Annotated in this window: 16 protein-coding genes; 5 read left to right on the forward strand and 11 right to left on the reverse strand. The window is 67.3% G+C overall.

All coding sequences use genetic code 11. The features are described 5' to 3' along the window. Position 1: 1 nt before the first annotated feature. The 5 genes from AC07NT_RS00835 to AC07NT_RS00855 all read left to right on the forward strand — a co-directional run bounded on the left by AC07NT_RS00835 (position 2) and on the right by AC07NT_RS00855 (position 5,773). Positions 2–1,147 (forward strand): efflux RND transporter periplasmic adaptor subunit, encoded by a 1,146-nt coding sequence (locus tag AC07NT_RS00835; protein WP_498598323.1) that lies wholly within the window; start codon positions 2–4, stop codon positions 1,145–1,147. Positions 1,148–1,157: 10 nt separating this feature from the next. Then, positions 1,158–2,393 carry an ABC transporter permease gene (locus tag AC07NT_RS00840; RefSeq protein WP_498598322.1) on the forward strand — a complete coding sequence of 412 codons (1,236 nt, stop codon included), beginning with the start codon at positions 1,158–1,160 and terminating at the stop codon, positions 2,391–2,393. Continuing rightward, entirely contained in the window at positions 2,390–3,097 is a 708-nt protein-coding gene (locus tag AC07NT_RS00845) for an ABC transporter ATP-binding protein (RefSeq protein WP_498598321.1), read from the forward strand. Before AC07NT_RS00840 ends, AC07NT_RS00845 begins: the two co-directional genes overlap by 4 nt. Beyond that, positions 3,094–3,921, forward strand: a complete 828-nt coding sequence (locus AC07NT_RS00850; RefSeq protein ID WP_498598320.1) for a MipA/OmpV family protein — start codon at positions 3,094–3,096, stop codon at positions 3,919–3,921. Before AC07NT_RS00845 ends, AC07NT_RS00850 begins: the two co-directional genes overlap by 4 nt. Positions 3,922–4,009: 88 nt before the next feature. Then, entirely contained in the window at positions 4,010–5,773 is a 1,764-nt protein-coding gene (locus AC07NT_RS00855) for a rhomboid family intramembrane serine protease (protein ID WP_498598319.1), read from the forward strand. On the opposite strand, the gene AC07NT_RS00860 is transcribed toward AC07NT_RS00855, so the two are convergent. From AC07NT_RS00860 to AC07NT_RS00910, 11 genes are all read right to left on the reverse strand, one after another. Next, positions 5,770–7,479, reverse strand: a complete 1,710-nt coding sequence (locus tag AC07NT_RS00860) for a lysoplasmalogenase family protein (protein ID WP_498598318.1) — start codon at positions 7,477–7,479, stop codon at positions 5,770–5,772. The two genes, AC07NT_RS00855 and AC07NT_RS00860, sit on opposite strands and share 4 nt — an antisense overlap. A 57-nt stretch (positions 7,480–7,536) precedes the next feature. Next, positions 7,537–8,247, reverse strand: a complete 711-nt coding sequence (locus AC07NT_RS00865; protein ID WP_498598317.1) for an ankyrin repeat domain-containing protein — start codon at positions 8,245–8,247, stop codon at positions 7,537–7,539. 28 nt (positions 8,248–8,275) lie between these two features. After that, positions 8,276–8,767: a GlcG/HbpS family heme-binding protein gene (locus AC07NT_RS00870; protein WP_498598316.1), complete on the reverse strand. Its 492-nt coding sequence runs from the start codon at positions 8,765–8,767 to the stop codon at positions 8,276–8,278. Between the two features lie 131 nt (positions 8,768–8,898). Continuing rightward, the gene (locus AC07NT_RS00875) at positions 8,899–9,519 is read right to left on the reverse strand and encodes a response regulator transcription factor (protein ID WP_498598315.1); all 621 of its coding nucleotides are present in this window, start codon (positions 9,517–9,519) and stop codon (positions 8,899–8,901) included. Further along, positions 9,516–10,988 carry a sensor histidine kinase gene (locus AC07NT_RS00880; protein ID WP_498598314.1) on the reverse strand — a complete coding sequence of 491 codons (1,473 nt, stop codon included), beginning with the start codon at positions 10,986–10,988 and terminating at the stop codon, positions 9,516–9,518. Before AC07NT_RS00880 ends, AC07NT_RS00875 begins: the two co-directional genes overlap by 4 nt. Before the next feature lie 17 nt (positions 10,989–11,005). Then, positions 11,006–12,145, reverse strand: a complete 1,140-nt coding sequence (locus AC07NT_RS00885) for a DSD1 family PLP-dependent enzyme (protein WP_498598313.1) — start codon at positions 12,143–12,145, stop codon at positions 11,006–11,008. After that, on the reverse strand, positions 12,129–12,776 hold the full coding sequence (locus tag AC07NT_RS00890) for a histidine phosphatase family protein (RefSeq protein ID WP_498598312.1): 648 nt from the start codon (positions 12,774–12,776) through the stop codon (positions 12,129–12,131). Before AC07NT_RS00890 ends, AC07NT_RS00885 begins: the two co-directional genes overlap by 17 nt. Positions 12,777–12,792: 16 nt before the next feature. Continuing rightward, entirely contained in the window at positions 12,793–13,395 is a 603-nt protein-coding gene (locus AC07NT_RS00895; protein WP_498598311.1) for a DUF4136 domain-containing protein, read from the reverse strand. A gap of 2 nt (positions 13,396–13,397) precedes the next feature. Then, a complete protein-coding gene (gene ttcA / locus AC07NT_RS00900) occupies positions 13,398–14,324 on the reverse strand; it encodes a tRNA 2-thiocytidine(32) synthetase TtcA (protein ID WP_498598310.1) in 927 nt (308 codons plus the stop codon). Positions 14,325–14,388: 64 nt separating this feature from the next. Then, positions 14,389–14,754, reverse strand: coding sequence for a dihydroneopterin aldolase (locus AC07NT_RS00905; protein WP_498598309.1), 366 nt, complete (start codon positions 14,752–14,754; stop codon positions 14,389–14,391). Next, positions 14,754–15,521 carry an SDR family oxidoreductase gene (locus AC07NT_RS00910; protein ID WP_498598308.1) on the reverse strand — a complete coding sequence of 256 codons (768 nt, stop codon included), beginning with the start codon at positions 15,519–15,521 and terminating at the stop codon, positions 14,754–14,756. Before AC07NT_RS00910 ends, AC07NT_RS00905 begins: the two co-directional genes overlap by 1 nt. Between the last annotated feature and the right edge of the window lie 9 nt (positions 15,522–15,530).

Here is a 15,530-nt window from a genome sequence, read left to right on the forward strand (position 1 = left end):
CATGATCAAGCTTTCCGGCAAGACCCGCTGGATCCTCCTGGCCCTGCTGCTCGTGCTGGCCCTTCTGGGCATGACGCTACTGGCGCTGCGGGCACCGCGCGCCGAGGCGCTGCTCATGCAGCCTGGTCCCCTGTTGCGCACCCTGCAATTCTCGGCCCGTGTGGCCACGCTCTCGCGTGTGGAAGTAGGCAGCACCGTGACCGGCCGGGTGGAGCGGGTGCTGGTGCGCGAGGGCGCCCAGGTCAGGCGCGGCGAGATGCTGGTGCGCCTGGAGACGGATGAGCTCAGGGCCGCCGAGGCCCAGGCCGTGGCCTCTGAACGCCAGGCCGAGGCGACCTTGCAGGCCGCGCGCGCCACCTACGCGCGTGCCGAACAACTGGTCAAGCAAAACTTCTACAGCGCCGCGCAGCTCGACGAGGCGCGGCGCGCGGTCGATGTGGCCGTGGCCCAGCAGGGTGCGGCCCGCGCCGCCGTCACCGCCGCGCGCGCACGGCTGGAGCAGGCCAGCATCGAAGCCCCGGCGGATGCGCGCGTGCTCGCGCGCATGGTCGAGCCCGGCCAGATCGTGCAACCCGGCAAGGCCTTGATGAACCTGGCCCTGTCCGGCCCCACGCAACTGGTGGCCCAGGTTGACGAACGTTTCCTCGACCAGCTGCAGGTGGGACAGAACGCCCAGGTGGTGGCCGACGCCTTTGCCAGCCAGCGTTTCGCGGCCCGGGTGCTGAGCATCGCCCCGGTGGTGGACGCGCAGCGCGGCGCCATCGAGGTCAAGTTCAACCTGACGCAGGATGCGCCCGCCTACCTGCGCGAGGACATGACGCTGTCGGTCGAGGTGGAGACGGCCCGTCGCGAGCAGGCCCTGGCCTTGCCGCTGTCCGTGCTGCGTCAGGCCACTGCCGAGACGGCCAGGGTCTGGGTGGTGGTGGATGGTGTGGTGCAGGAGCGCACCCTGCGCCTGGGGCTGCGCACCCTCGCGGCCGTGGAAGTGCTGGAGGGACTGCGCATGGGTGACCTCGTGCTGACCGGCACGGTCTACAAGCCCGGCCAGCGCGTCACGGCACTGGTGGTGCCCTGGCAGAACTCCGCGTTGCCCGCCGTGCGAACCGAAGACGCCGGCTCGGCCATGACCAACGCCATCGGAAGGTGAGAGCCCGGCCATGACAGGATGGCTGGGCTTCGAACTCCGTGTGGCGCTGCGCTTCCTGCGCGAAGGCCGCATGCAGACCCTGCTCATCATCATCGGTGTCGCCGCCGGCGTGGCCGTGGTGGCCTATATCTCGGCGCTGATTTCGGGTTTGCAGGGCAGTACCTTGACCAAGACCCTGGGCGCGCAGGCCCACATCACCCTGCGTGCGCCCGACGACACCGTGACGCCGGCACGCGCCGCCGACAACACCCTGGCGCTGACCGAGACCCAGCCGCGTGTGCAGCGCCTGCGCTCGGTGGCCAACTGGCAGGCCCTGCTGCCGCTGCTGGAACAGATGGACGCCATCGCCGCCGTCTCGCCCATGGTTTCGGGCTCGGGCCTGGCCTTGCGTGGCGAGGCCACGCAGGCCATCGCCCTGATGGGTGTGGAACTCGACCGTTATGACCGTATCGTCGGCCTGCGCAGCAAGGTGGTCAGTGGCACGGCGCGCCTGGACCCGGGGGAGGCCATCCTTGGCCGCGATCTCGCGGCGGACCTGGGCGTGCGTGTTGGCGACCGCGTGACCCTGCAGACCACGGTAGGTGGCCGCAACGTGAGCGATGCCCTGCGCGTGACGGCGCTGGTGGACCTGGGCGTGCGCGATCTGAACCGCCGCACCGTCATCGTGCCGCTGCGCGCGGCGCAAAGCCTGCTGGGCCTGCCCGGCGGGGCCACCGTGCTGGACATGACACTCAAGGATGTTTGGGCCGCCAGTGACCTCGCGCAGGAGCTGCGTGAACGCTACCCCTACAAAGTCGAGAGCTGGCAGGAGAACAATGCGCAGCTCGTGTCGGCGCTCAATGCGCAGTCGGTCAGCACGGCGCTGATCCGCGGCGTGGTGATGGTCGTGGTGGTGCTGGGCATCGCCAGCGTGCTGGTGGTGTCGGTGGTGCAGAAGCGCCGCGAGATCGGCATCCTGCGTGCCATGGGCGCCACGCGCGGCCAGGTGCTGCGCATCTTCCTGGTGCAGGGCGCGGTGGTGGGGGCCGTGGGCTCGGCCCTGGGCATTGTGCTGGCCGTGGCGCTGATCTGGCTCTTCACGCATTTCGTGCGCGGCTCGGACGGCCTGCCCCTGTTCTTCATCACCCTGCCGCTGGCCACGGCCCTGAAGGTGGCGGCTCTGGCCACTGCCTGCGGCGTGCTGGCCGCTGTCGCTCCGGCCCGCCGTGCCGCCGCGATGGACCCTGCGCAGGCGATCCGGATATGAGCGCCAGCGACAAACTCATCGAGCTCGAGGGCGTGCGCAAGAGCTACAACCTGGGCCAGCCCAACGAGGCCGAGGTGTTGCACGGCCTGGACCTGAAGGTGGGGCGCGGCGACTTCATGGCGCTGATCGGTCCCTCGGGTTCGGGCAAGAGCACCCTGCTCAACATCATCGGCCTGCTCGAACGCATGACGGCCGGTCGTTACCTCTTGCAGGGCGAAGAGGTGCAGGCGCTGGACGACGGCGGGCTCACGCTGCGCCGGCGCAGCACGCTGGGGTTCGTCTTCCAGTTCCATCACCTGCTGCCGGCCTTCAGTGCGGTTGAAAACGTGACGCTGCCCGTGCTCATGGCCGAGGGACGTGTCAGTGCGAAACACGAGCAGCACGCACGCGAGTTGCTGACCGCGGTGGGTCTGGGTCGGGCCATGGACAAACGGCCTTCGGAACTTTCGGGCGGCATGCAGCAACGCGTGGCCATCGCGCGTGCGCTGGTCATGAACCCCGCACTGGTGCTGGCGGATGAACCCACCGGTAACCTGGACACGGCCTCTTCCGACGAGGTCTTTGCCCTGCTGCGCAGCATCCATGCCGAACGCGGCACGTCTTTTGTGGTGGTCACACACGATCCGCGGCTTGCTGCGCGGTGTGACCGTGTTGTTGAACTGGTGGATGGGCGTATTGCCCGCGACGAGGTGGTGAAAAGATGAAGTGTCTTGCGTGGGGGCTGCTGGCTCTGGTGACGGCCCTGCCGGTGCAGGCTGAACTCAAGCCCCAGTGGGAGCTGGGTGCCGGCGTGGCCGGCGTGGACTTGCCGCTGTACCGCGGCGCCACTGAGCGGCGCACCTACCTGCTCCCCACGCCCTATGTGCAGTACCGGGGTGAGGTGCTGCAGGTGGACCGCGACCGCATGCGCGGCCTGCTCTATCGGCGTGAGCGTATCGAGCTCGACATCAGCGTCAACGGCTCCACCCCCGTGAGCAGCAAGGACAGCGAGGCGCGGCGGGACATGCCGGACCTGGACCCGACGGTGGAGGTGGGGCCCGCGCTCAAGTGGCACATGTATTACGACGAGAAACGCCACACCAACCTGGATCTGGAGCTGCCCGTGCGCTCGGCCTTCGCCGTGAACTTCGGCCGCTTCGAGCAGGTGGGCTGGCTGTTCCATCCCAAGCTCAGCCTGGACCTCAAGAACGTGGCGCAAAGCGGCTGGAGCCTGGGCCTCTCGGCCGGCTGGCTGTATGGCGACCGGGCCTACCACGCCTATTTCTACGACGTGGCGCCGCCATACGCCACTTCCACGCGCCCGGCCTACAGCGCTTCGGGCGGTGCGGCGGGCAAGCAGTTCATCATCTCCACGGGCCGGCGCCTGGGGGACATGCGGCTGGGCGCCTTCGTGAAATGGGACGACCTCAGCGGCGCGGTGTTCACCGACAGCCCGCTGGTGACCCGGCAACAGGCTTTCTCGGCCGGTTTCATCGTGGCCTGGGTCCTCTCGAAATCCGAGAAACTGGTCGAAGTCAGCGACGACTAGTCCTCTGGCCGTGTCCGTCAGTTGCCGCCCTCAGGTCTGCGCTAATATCTTCCGCCATAAATAAGTCTGTCTTGAACAGGGAGGAAACATGGCGAGTGCATACCAGGCGCCGCGCGCCGGCGTGAGCGCGGCGGCGAGCCGCGAGCGGCATTTCCTGCCGCGCAAGAGTCGCATCAGCTGGATCATTGCAGTTCTGCTCGGGCTGCTGACACTGTTCCTAGCCTTGGGCGCCGTGGCGCTCTGGGTCAAACCCCATCCTGGTGAGGGGCTTGGCCCCAGGCTGCTGCTGTTGCTCCTGGCCCTGGCTTGCGCGTCCGGCGTGTGGTTTTCCCTGCGTCGCGCGACCAGCCGCAAGCCGCTGTTGACGCTGGGCCAAAACGGCATCACTTCCTCGAAGCTGCGCGACCCCGTGCGCTGGTCCCAGCTGGAGGATGTGGAATTGGTCCAAGCGATGGGCAATGCCTTTCTCGATCTCAAGTTGCGCAGCGAACCCGGCAAGAAGCCGCGTCGCGGCAGGTGGGGCAGGAACGCCGCCGTGCGACGCATCAACCTGTCCATGCTCAAGACCGATGACCAGTTCGCCGCCTACGCCGTCATCCATGCGCGCCTGGCGCCGCTGCGCGAGGCGGCCGGCCTGGGGGCAGCGCCCAGTGTGCAGCAGGCACAGGAGGCCACGGCTTTCGAGCGGAAGCTCGACGCCCTGACACCCACACCCTGGGCGCTGTACCTGGTGATGGCACTCAACATCGCTGTCTGGGTGCTCAATGTGTTCAACGGCCTCAGCCCCATGAAGCCGACCCCGCAAGAGCTTTTTGCCTGGGGTGCCAATTCAGCTGCGGCCGTGAGGATCGACGGCCAGTACTGGCGCCTGCTGACGGCCACTTTCCTGCACGCTGGCGCCTTGCACCTGGCGCTCAATATGTTCGGCCTATGGGAGGCTGGGCGTCAGATCTGCCGCTGGTTCGGCAACGGCCAGTTCCTGTTCATCTACCTGGGCTCGGCCCTGGCGGGCAGCGCACTGAGCCTGCATTTCTCGTCCCAGCAATCGGTGTCGGTGGGCGCCTCGGGTGCGGTCTTTGGTGTGCTTGGCGCCTTGTTGACGGCGGTCTGGCGGCACCGCGAGCGCATCCCGGCCGCGACTTCGAAACAGCTGATGACGAGCCAGGGCATCTTCGTCGCCTATGCGCTGCTGCAGGGCTTCACCAAGCCTGGCATCGACAACGCGGCCCACGTGGGTGGTCTGGTGGCCGGTGCCGTCATCACGCTGCTGCTGGCCCAGCAGATGGGGCAGGCCGCCGGCGCCGGCGGGCGCTTGCTGCGCCAGGGCCTGGCCCTGGGCGTCACGGGAACAGCCGTGGTGTTCCTGGTGTTGAGCACGCCTGCGTCCGGTGTCCATCACCGTCTGCTGTTCGAGTCCCAGGCCACCTTGCAACGCCTGCTGCCGCAGATGCAGGCCGGCGAACAGGCTTTGCAGAAGGATGCGCAGGAGCTCAGCGCGGGCCGACTCGGGGCCGAGCAGTTTGCCGAGCGCGCACAGGCCACGCATCTGCCGGTCTACCGCAAGCTCAACAGCGCTTTGCGGCCGTTGGCGTTGCCAGCCGGCCAGCCGCTTGAACCCCTGCTGACCCACCTCAAGTCGGTCTACCAGCTGACGGAGGAACTGTTGACCTTGCAGGTCCGACATTTCGAATTGCTCAAGACGGTCGGTCAGCAGCCTTTCGATCCGAACTCCGTCGCCGTTGAGGAGACGAGCGCGCTGGCATCGAAGATCCAAGACAAGAGCACCCAGCTCAAGCAGGCCAAGCAGAAGCTGGAGGCCATCGTGGCCGCGCCCAAGCCTGCTACCCGCTAGCCCGGATCGGTCGGCCGGGCTGCGAGCATGCCGCGCACGATCAGCACCTGGGCGACGTAGTAAGTCGACAAGATCCAGAGCGCAGCCAGCGACAGCGGCGTGAGGAATTTGTTGAGCGCCAGCAATGTGTCGCTGAGCATGAAAAACCCCGCGCCGATGGCCACCCAGAGGGCGTCGGGGTTCTTCAGCGCTGTCGCGCGGCCGATGGCTTGCGCCGCCATCAGCGCGATCACCAGCACATAGGCCGCCACCGGCCCGCGCAGGCCTTCCGGCAGGCCGCCGGTCCAGAGCACGGCGTACATGAGCGCGCCGAAACCCAGGGGGATGAGCAGGGCCGGGCGGTTCGGAAACCAGGGCTGACCGCGTTTGAAAAGGGCAATGTAGGCCAGGTGGGCGCAGAGGAAACTCACCAGGCCGGGGATGAAATAACCCGGGAACATCAGGAAGACATCCCCGGCCAGCGAGCCAGCCAGGGCGAGCAGCAGCAGGGCGCCGTGGCGCAAGCCGGCGATACGTGCTACCAAAACAATAGCAATCAACATCGGCAGAGGCTTGAAAACCCGATGCAGTTCCAGCAGGCCGGTGGCCGCGCAGGCGGTGGACAGAGTCGCGGCTTCGATGAACAGCACCTCGCCCATGGTGAGCCGCCCCTGCAGCACGGCGCCGGTGCACCAGAGCACCGTGCCCAAGGCGGCCAGCCAGACCACGGACTCGGCCAGGGGCAGGCGGTCGGCATGCCAGAGGAAAAGCACCACGCCGCCGAGCAGGGCCAGGAAATGCAGGCCGCCAAACCACAACACGGCGCGGGAGGCCGGTGGGTCGTAACGCTGCAGGCGGGCGATGTCGAAGGCGGGTTTGGGAAAGCGCTGGGCCACATCGGCCGGGCGCCAGCCAGGGGGCTTGAACCAGACACGCAGCTTGTCGGCCCATGAACGCGCGTGCCAGCTGTCCTTGAGCAGACCCCAGTAGACCTCGGCATTGGCCCAGAGCGGGTCCCAGCTGTCCAGCGGGCTGCGCGTGCCATAGATACAGTGCTCGTCCTCTTCCTTGAAGCTGCCAAAGAGCCGGTCCCAGACGATGAGGATGCCGCCGTAGTTGCGGTCCACGTAGCGGTCGTTCACGGCGTGGTGCACGCGGTGATTGGAGGGGCTGCAGAACCAGCGGTCGAACCAGCCCAGCTTGCCCACGTGCTCGGTGTGCACCCAGAACTGGTAGAGCAGGTCGATCAGCGCCACGATGCCGAAGACCAGGGGCGGCACGCCGGCCAGGGCCATGGGCAGGTAAAAGACCCAGCCCAGCAAGGCGCCGGTCGATGTTTGCCGCAGCGCCGTGCTGAGGTTGTAGTCCTGGCTCTGGTGGTGCACCACGTGAGCGGCCCAGAACAGGGCCACCTCGTGGCCGGCGCGGTGCAGCCAGTAGTAACAGAAGTCGTAGAAGACCAGGGCGATGAGCCAGCCGTACCAGCTCATCCAGAAGCCCTCGTTGTGCCAGAGCGCCACCCAGCTGTAGACCGCGGTGTAGATGCCCACGCGCAACAGGCGCGTGAGCACGGCGCTGATCTGACTCAGCATGCCCAGGCCGATGCTGTTGACGGCGTCATTGAGGCGGTAGGTGTTGCGGCCTTTCGCGACGCCCCAGGCGTATTCGATCGCGATCAGCAGCAGGAAAACGGGGGTGGCGAGGACGATGATCTGGCTGGGGCTCATGCCGCCATTTTGCGGAAGTTCAGCCCTCGCTGCCCTTCGCATCAACCCTGATACGGCTTATTTGGCGCCAGCCGCCAACAGCATCTTTTCCATGGCGCCATAACCGCGTGCCCGAGCCAAAGCCAGCGGCGTCTGTCCCATGCGGTCCTTGAGCTGCAGGTTTGCACCAGCGTCGATCAGCGCCTTGAGCGTGGCCTGGTGGCGCGCACCGCCGTCACCGAGCACGATGGATTCGATCACCGCTGTCCAGTGCAGGTTGTTCACGTGGTCCAGCGGGGCGCCGGCGGTGATCAGCTGGCGCACCACGCCGTCATGGCCCAGATGGGCGGCTGCTATCAGGGCCGTACCGTCGTAGCGGCTAGTGGTCTGGCCGGCCTTGGCGCCGAGTTGCAGCAGCAGGCGCAGGGTGTCTTCGTCGTCCGCCACGGCGGCGATGGTGACGGTGTCGTAGCGGTCACTTTCCAGCAGGTTCAGGTCGGCACCGGCCTGGGCCAGGGCCTTGATGGCCGTGCGCTGGCGGGCATAGGTGGCGACGTGCAGGGGTGTGCGGCCATAGGGGTCGCGAACGTTGAGCTTGGCCTTGTCAGCCGCGCTGATGAGCTGTTGCAGGCGCGGCAGGTCGCCCGCCCAGGCGGCCGCATGCAGGCCGGTGTAGGCCGCGGCTTCGGCCGGTGAGGGGGGCACCTGGGCCTGGGCTGGCAGGCTGGCGAGCGTTGCCAGGCCTGCCAGGGCCAGCAGGGAGATTCCGAAGATGCGTCGAATAGACATGTGCGTTCTCCTCTGCTGTGGGCCGTGTTTACTTCAGCTGGTCCTGCACCTTGGCGATGGCGGCCACGGCGCATTGTTCGTCCAGATGGCCGCCGGGTGCGCCACCCACGCCCACGGCGCCGATGACTTCATTGCCTACCTTGACGGGCACACCGCCACCGAGCAGCAGGTAACCGGGGATGTTGCCCAGGTTGGCTGCGGCCGGGTTCTTCTGCGAGGCTTCCATGATGGCCAGGGTGGTGTTCTTGGCCGAGGCCGAGGTGTAGGCCTTCAGGCGGCTGGCTTCCAGGGTGTGGGGGCCGGCGTTGTCCGCACGTTGCACGGCGCGCACGGTGCCGGCGCGGTCCACCACGGTGGCGGCCACGTTGTAGCCGGCGGCAGTACAGGCGGCCACGCTGGCGCTGGCGATCTGGTTGGCCAGATCCAGGGACATGTTCTTTTCGGTGCGCACGGATTGCGCGCTGGCGAGGCCGGCGACGAGGCTGAGGACGAGAACCGAGGACTTGGTGAGGGTGGACATGCAGTGCTCCTGTGAAGGTTTTGGGGTCTGGTCCGGCGCCCGCCGAACCATGGATGCACTGTAGAAAAACAAGGCGCGCGCCGCCATGCGGTCGGTTACGCGCGGGGCTCCGTAGAACTACGGAGTGGTACTTATTCGGTCTCGACCAGCGCCGCGTAGGCGCGGATCAGCTGGGCCAGGGACTCGGCCTGCAGCTTGGCGAAGAGGTGGGCGCGATGCGTCTCCACCGTGCGCGGGGACAGGTCCAGGGCGCGGCCGATTTCCTTGTTGGTCAGGCCCGCGACGATGAGCCCCAGCACCTCGCGCTCGCGCTCGGAGAGCTGGGCATACCGTTCGCGCGCCAAGCGGTCGGCCTGGTGCCGCTCGCGCGACTTCACGTGCTGCCGCACGGCCTGCTGCAGGGCTTCGAGCAGCTGTTCGTCGTTGACGGGTTTTTCCAGGAACTCGGCGGCACCGGCCTTGAAGGCGCGGCGGCACATTTCCACCGTGCCGTGGCCCGTGAGCATGAGGATGGGCTGGTCCACGCCCTGGGCGATCAGCGTTTCCAGCACGCTCAGGCCGCTGATGCCGGGCATGCGCACGTCCAGCACGATGGCGCCTATGCCCTGGCGGTCAAACCCGGCCAGGAAGGCATCGGGCCGGTCCCAGGTCTGCACGCGCAGGCCCACGGTGGAGATCAGCAGGGCCAGGCTCTCGCGCACGGCTGCGTCGTCGTCGATCAGGTGGATCAGCGGGGACTGGGGGGCGTTCATGCGCTGGTCAGGGGCAATTGCAAGCTGAAGCGCGTACCGCGCGGCGCCACCGTGCTCACGCTGAGTCGACCGGCCATACCGTTGGCCAGGGTTTCGCACAGGCTGAGCCCCAGGCCCAGGCCTTCCTTGCGCGTCGTATAGAAGGGTTCGAAGATGTGCGGCAGCACCTCGGGGGCGATGCCCGGCCCGCTGTCGGCCACGGCCAGCTCACCCTTGCCATCCTGCTGCTGCAGGCTCAGCGTGAGGCGGCGCTCTGGCGCGGGCACCTGCTCCAGGGCCTGCAACGCGTTCATCAGCAGGTTGTGCACGATCTGCTCCAGCGCCACCGGTTCGGCCAGCACCTGCACGTTGGTACTCGCTTGCACTTCAGGTGTGACGCCACGGCGCTGGCATTCGGGCTCCAGCAGGTAAAGAGCGCGGTGCACCGCCTCGTTCAGGCTCAGCGCTTGCACGTGCGCGCCGGGGTCGGGGCGCTCCACACTGCGGCGCAGGCGGCCCAGCACCTCGGCGGCGCGGCGGGCCTGGGCGCTGGCCTGTTCCATGGCGCCGCGGGCCGTGGCCAGTTCGGGCGGGTCTTCGGCCAGCAGGCGTTGTGCGGCCTGGGTGTTCGCCAGCACGGCCGTAAGCGGCTGGTTCAGTTCATGCGCCATGCCAGCGGCGAGTTCACCGAGTGTGTTGAGCCGGGCCACCTGGCCCAGGCGCAGCAGGGCCTGGCTGCGCTGTTGTTCGGCGCGCTGGCGCAGAAACTGGCGAAGCAAGGTCAGCACTGCGGCCACCGCGAGCGTCCAGAGCAGCATGCGAGCCCAGGGCAGTTCGGCCCAACCCACACGCTGCTGGGCCACGACTTCAAAGGGCTGGCTCTCGGCAGCCAGCTGCTTGCGGAATTCGAAGAACCAGCCTGATGTCTGGTCGACGTTGACACCCGGCTGCAGCACCATTTGCTGCCCGCCATGTTCGAGCGCCACACGCACGGGGCTGCGTTCGCGTTCCATGGGCCAGTCGTTCCAGGGCGCGAGCGCGCGCAGGTCCAGGGTGAGCGCAAAACTGCTGGGCGTGGCGGCCATCAGCAACTGGTATTGGCCGGCCTTGAAGTCCACTGTGCCAAGCGTCGGGCGTTTGAGCCGACGCGACTCGGCTTCGGCGTTGACGAGCTTCGCATCGGTCCAGGCTTGCGCCGGGTTGCGTCGCTGCACCGAAAGGATCTGCGGGTAGAGCGCGGGCAGGCGTTGCTCCGGCGAACCGGCATTGGGCCCGTCGGCGGGGGCTTGCAGTAGGGCCAGCGTGTCCATGATGGCGTCGTGCTGCACCACACGCTGGCTCAGCAGGCGGTGCACGATGCGGGCGTTGGTCTCGAAGGCTTCAAACTGGCGGGCCAGTTCCAGGCGTGCCAGGACCACGGCGCCAGCCAAAGCGAGGACGGCACCGCCCAGGAGCCAGAGGAGTCGGTTGCGCAGGGCGGTGACTGGCATGGCGGGCAAGGGTGGGCTCAGTCCAGCGCGCCGCGGGCGTCGACCCGGATCAGCTCGGCCACGCTGCCGGCCTGCAGGCCGCCGCGCACGCCGATCATCCAGTCGTGCAGATTGACCGTGGGGTCGCAGTGGCCGGGGATGAGCCACAGGGTGCTGCCCAGGGCCGGCAGCGGTGCCGCACCGGTGGCGCGCAGCGTGGTGTGCTCGTCGCTGCAACCGGTCGCTTCCAGCGCCTCGCCGTGCACGCGAGGCAGGCCGGAGTCGATGGCATGGCTCTTGTGGCCGGCGTCCACCACCACATGGTTGGCGCTCACGCTCATGACCTGGCTCTTGACGTAGAGGGCGTGCTCGAAGGCGGGCTGGGCCGGGTCAGCCTGGTTGCGCGCGTAGTCGGCGTCCATGAAAAGGTAGGAGCCGGCCTGCAGCTCGCCGAAGACACCGCTGGTGGCCTCCAGCCCGAAGGTGCCGCTGCCAGCGCCCGTGATCAGGGGGAGTTGGAGGCCAGCGGCCTCGACGATACGACGTGTCTCGCGCACGCGGGCGATCACCTCGTCCAGCGCGGCGCGGCGCTCGGCCACCGTGCGCAGGTGCTGGGCACGGCCGTTGTAGGCCTGCAGGCCGGCTAGGCGCAGGGCAGGGTGGCCAGCGATGGCAAGTGCCAGCGGCAGCACGTCGGCCGGTTCGGCCACACCGCAGCGCTTCTGTCCGACATCGAGTTCGACAAACACGTCGATCAGGTCCTGCCCGGTACCCATGGCCTGGGCCAGGTTCTCGATGCCCAGGAGGCTGTCCACCGCGATGGCCAGGCGCCCGCCGCGCGACTTCAGCGTACGCGCCAGCGCCGCCACGCGCCGCAGCTTCGCCGGCGCGATGACTTCGTTGCTGATATAGATATCGTTCACGCCACCGTGGGCCAGCGCCTCGGCCTCCGAGGTCTTCTGCACGCACAGGCCCACCGCGCCAGCCTGGATCTGGCGCAGGCCCAGGGCCGCGCTCTTGTGCATCTTGGCGTGGGGGCGCAGCTGGATGCCATGGGCCTTGGCGTAGTCGGCCATCTGCTGCAGATTGCGTTCCATGGCATCGAGGTCCACCACGAGGGCGGGGGTGTCGATGGCGGCCACGCTCTGGCCGATCAGGGAATCAGGCGCTGAATTCATCAAGGGTGTCGTCTTCAAGGTGGGAGGTGTCGGCCCAGCCCACCAGGGACAGGCCCTCGGGTGTCCAGAGCAGGCGGTTGACGGCGGTGTTGCCGAGTTGCCAGGTGCGCGGGGCCTGCAGTTCCTGGCCGGTAGCGAGGCGGTAGAGCTGGTCCAGCACGCCGCCGTGCGCCACCAGCACGATCTGCTGGCCCGGGTGGCGCGTGGCCAGTTCCTGCAGGGTGTGCGTGATGCGATCGCGCACCTGCAGCAGAGATTCGCCGCCCTGGGGCGGGGCCCAGTGCGGGGTGCGTTTGCGCCAGTGTTCGGATTCCTCGGGCCAGGTCTGTTCGATCTCGACATAGGTCTTGCCCTCGAACAGACCGAAACCCCGCTCGCGCAGGCCGGTGTGCGTGGTCAGGGGGGCGCCGGTGGCCGCGGCGATGGCTTGCGCGGTGGCGTGGGCGCGTTGCAGGTCGCTGCTGTAGATGGCGTGGATGTCGCCGCGCGCGGCCAGGGCCCGTGCCAGACGCTGGGCCTGCCAGCGGCCGGTGTCGTTGAGCGGGATGTCCAGATGGCCCTGGATGCGCGTGTCCACGTTCCATGCCGTTTCGCCATGGCGGATGGCGAGGATGCGGGTCGTCTGGTCCATGGGTGTCGGCAGGCCCTTAGCGTGGAATCTCGACCTTGACGCGGCGCGGGCCAGCGGGGGTCTTGGGAAAATCCTTGAGCGCGGCGGCCAGCACCGCGCGCATGATGTTGTAGCGGTCGTTCCAAGGGCCTTCGTGTGTCGCGCGGGTCTCGTAGACCACCTGGTTGCTTTTCAGGTCGCGCAGCAGCAGCGTGACTTCGTGGCGGTACTGGCTGGGCGGCGGAAAGCGCATGCCCATCCCCATGCCGATCATGCTGCCCACGCCTATGCCCATATTGCCGCCGCCGATGTAGATGGAACCGGTGCCTTGGTAGGGACGGCCCCAGTCGTCGACCTGGTAGCTGTCCATGCGTGTCGTGATCTGCACGCTGTAGCGTGCTGCGGCTTCGTCATGCACCATGCCGACTTCGTTGAGCTCGCTTTCGGCGATGGCTTCGACCGATTCGGTTTCCACGGGGTTGGTCTGCGAGGGCAGGCGCTCGAAGCGGTAACGCGCACCGGGCTCGATGGTCGCGGCATCGGCCGGTGCAGCAGTGCGCACCTGCGATTCGACCAGACGCAAACCCGAGCAGCCGGTCAGCAGCAGCGCAAGGGACAGCAGGGCCAGCAGGCGTTTCATATTTACAGCGTCACCACCTGCACACCGCCGGGCAGGGCGGGCGCAGCGGGGAGTTCCTCTTCGTCAAAGGCCAGGTCACCGTTTTCGTCGGGTACGCCGGTGGCCCTGAGGTTCTTGAAGTCGTGCAGCCTGGCGTCCATGAGGTGCGAGGGGACCACGTTCTGCAAGGACGTGAACATGGTCTCCAGCCGGCCAGGGAATTTCTTGTCCCACTCGCGCAGCAGGTTGCCGATCTGCTTGCGCTGCAGGTTTTCCTGGCTGCCGCACAGGGTGCAGGGGATGATGGGGAACTGCTTGTGCTCGGCCCAGCGGACCAGGTCTTTCTCGACCACATAGGCCATGGGGCGGATCACGACGAACTCGCCGTTGTCGCTGCTGAGCTTGGGCGGCATGCCCTTGAGCTTGCCGCCGAAGAACATGTTGAGGAAGAAGGTCTGCAGCATGTCGTCGCGGTGGTGGCCCAGCGCGAGCTTGTTGCACTTGAGCTGGCGTGCCACGCTGTACAGGATGCCGCGGCGCAGCCGGCTGCACAGGCTGCACATGGTCTTGCCTTCGGGGATATTGCGCTTGACGATGGAGTAGGTGTCCTGCGTCTCGATGTGGTATTCGACGCCCAGCTTCTTCAGGTACTCGGGCAGGATGTGGTCGGGGAAACCGGGTTGCTTCTGGTCCAGGTTGACGGCCACGAGCTCGAAGCGGATGGGCGCGCGCTGCTGCATCTTGAGCAGGATGTCGAGCATGCCGTAGCTGTCCTTGCCACCGGACATGCAGACCATGACACGGTCGCCCTCTTCGATCATGTTGTAGTCCATGATGGCCTGGCCGACGTTGCGGCACAGGCGTTTCTCGAGCTTGTGCGTTTCGCGCTCGATCTTCAGGGCCTTGTCATTGCTGACGGCCGGTTCGTTCTCTACCCAGACTGCACTCATGATGGACTCCGTGGGCTGGTGGCCCGCTGGGGGTCTGATCCCCGATTCAAGAATTAGTTTCCGCTCACCAGATACCGGTTTCAGCGCGGATGGCGACTTCGCAGTCGTCAAAAATTTCGAGCTTGACGATCTTCACGCGCACGCCGATCACGCCGGGCAGCTGCAGCAGGCGATCGGCCAGCTTGCCGATCATGCTTTCGAGCAGGTTCATGTGCTCGGAGCGGCATTCGTCGATGATGATCTGGCGTACCTTGCGGTAGTCCAGCACATGGTTGATGTCGTCGTCGTGCGGCCGCAGGGGCTGCGGCCCGAGGTTGAGCTCTGCGTCGACCTGGATGGGCTGAGGGGCGGTCTTTTCGTGGGCGAGGATGCCCAGGTTGGCGTCGAAGCGCAAACCGGTGAGCGTGAGGATCTGGGTGCCTTTGGTCATCACATCACCGAAAAGTCACGCTCGAAGCGCAGGAGGTGCTGGCCACCGTCCACCAGCAGGGTGGTGCCGGTGATGGAGGAATTTTCCAGCGCGAATTTCACGGCACCGGCCACGTCCTCGGGGGTGGAGGAACGGCCCAGCGGCGAGAGCTTGTGCAGGGCCTCGAACTTCTCGGGGCTCAGGTATTCGCTGGTCAGCGTAAGGCCGGGGGCCACGCCCACCACCCGCACGTCGGGCGCCAGGGCCAGGGCCAGCATGGTGTTGGCGGCTTCGAGCGCGGCCTTGGAGAGGGTGTAGCTCAGGAAATCAGGGTTCTGGTTCCACAGCTTCTGGTCCAGCAGGTTGACCACCACGCCGTCACCGGCATGCTCCTGCACATGGGCGTGCAGGGCCTGGGCCAGCAGGATGGCCGCGCCCGCGTTGGCGCGCAGGTGGCGTTCCATGGCCGCGTAGCTGAAGGAGGCGGCACTGTCGTGTTCGAACAGCGCCGCACTGTTGACCACGGCATCCACCTGGCCGAAATGCGCGATCACGCGGGGCAGCAGGGCGCGCGTGGCGGCTTCATCGGCCAGGTCGGCGTCGAAGGCGGCGGCCGTGACGCCGAGCTGCTCGCAATCGGCCACGGTCTGCATGGCTTCGTCTTCCGAACCGCGGTAGTGGACGGCCACTTGCCAGCCAGCTCCCGCCAGCACGAGCGCGATCTCCCGGCCCAGGCGTTTGGCCGAGCCGGTCACGAGGACCGTGCGGGTGGGGGAGGTGTTCGGCATGGAGGACAA

This window comes from Hylemonella sp. GW821-FHT10B10 (genome assembly GCF_059415585.1).

Bases quoted from the DNA above. Each gene is read 5' to 3' on its own strand.
- AC07NT_RS00835 (WP_498598323.1), top strand. From the start codon at position 2: ATGATCAAGCTTTCCGGCAAGACCCGCTGGATCCTCCTGGCCCTGCTG.
- AC07NT_RS00840 (WP_498598322.1), top strand. From the start codon at position 1,158: ATGACAGGATGGCTGGGCTTCGAACTCCGTGTGGCGCTGCGCTTCCTG.
- AC07NT_RS00845 (WP_498598321.1), top strand. From the start codon at position 2,390: ATGAGCGCCAGCGACAAACTCATCGAGCTCGAGGGCGTGCGCAAGAGC.
- AC07NT_RS00850 (WP_498598320.1), top strand. From the start codon at position 3,094: ATGAAGTGTCTTGCGTGGGGGCTGCTGGCTCTGGTGACGGCCCTGCCG.
- AC07NT_RS00855 (WP_498598319.1), top strand. From the start codon at position 4,010: ATGGCGAGTGCATACCAGGCGCCGCGCGCCGGCGTGAGCGCGGCGGCG.
- AC07NT_RS00860 (WP_498598318.1), bottom strand. From the start codon at position 7,479: ATGAGCCCCAGCCAGATCATCGTCCTCGCCACCCCCGTTTTCCTGCTG.
- AC07NT_RS00865 (WP_498598317.1), bottom strand. From the start codon at position 8,247: ATGTCTATTCGACGCATCTTCGGAATCTCCCTGCTGGCCCTGGCAGGC.
- AC07NT_RS00870 (WP_498598316.1), bottom strand. From the start codon at position 8,767: ATGTCCACCCTCACCAAGTCCTCGGTTCTCGTCCTCAGCCTCGTCGCC.
- AC07NT_RS00875 (WP_498598315.1), bottom strand. From the start codon at position 9,519: ATGAACGCCCCCCAGTCCCCGCTGATCCACCTGATCGACGACGACGCA.
- AC07NT_RS00880 (WP_498598314.1), bottom strand. From the start codon at position 10,988: ATGCCAGTCACCGCCCTGCGCAACCGACTCCTCTGGCTCCTGGGCGGT.
- AC07NT_RS00885 (WP_498598313.1), bottom strand. From the start codon at position 12,145: ATGAATTCAGCGCCTGATTCCCTGATCGGCCAGAGCGTGGCCGCCATC.
- AC07NT_RS00890 (WP_498598312.1), bottom strand. From the start codon at position 12,776: ATGGACCAGACGACCCGCATCCTCGCCATCCGCCATGGCGAAACGGCA.
- AC07NT_RS00895 (WP_498598311.1), bottom strand. From the start codon at position 13,395: ATGAAACGCCTGCTGGCCCTGCTGTCCCTTGCGCTGCTGCTGACCGGC.
- ttcA (WP_498598310.1), bottom strand. From the start codon at position 14,324: ATGAGTGCAGTCTGGGTAGAGAACGAACCGGCCGTCAGCAATGACAAG.
- AC07NT_RS00905 (WP_498598309.1), bottom strand. From the start codon at position 14,754: ATGACCAAAGGCACCCAGATCCTCACGCTCACCGGTTTGCGCTTCGAC.
- AC07NT_RS00910 (WP_498598308.1), bottom strand. From the start codon at position 15,521: ATGCCGAACACCTCCCCCACCCGCACGGTCCTCGTGACCGGCTCGGCC.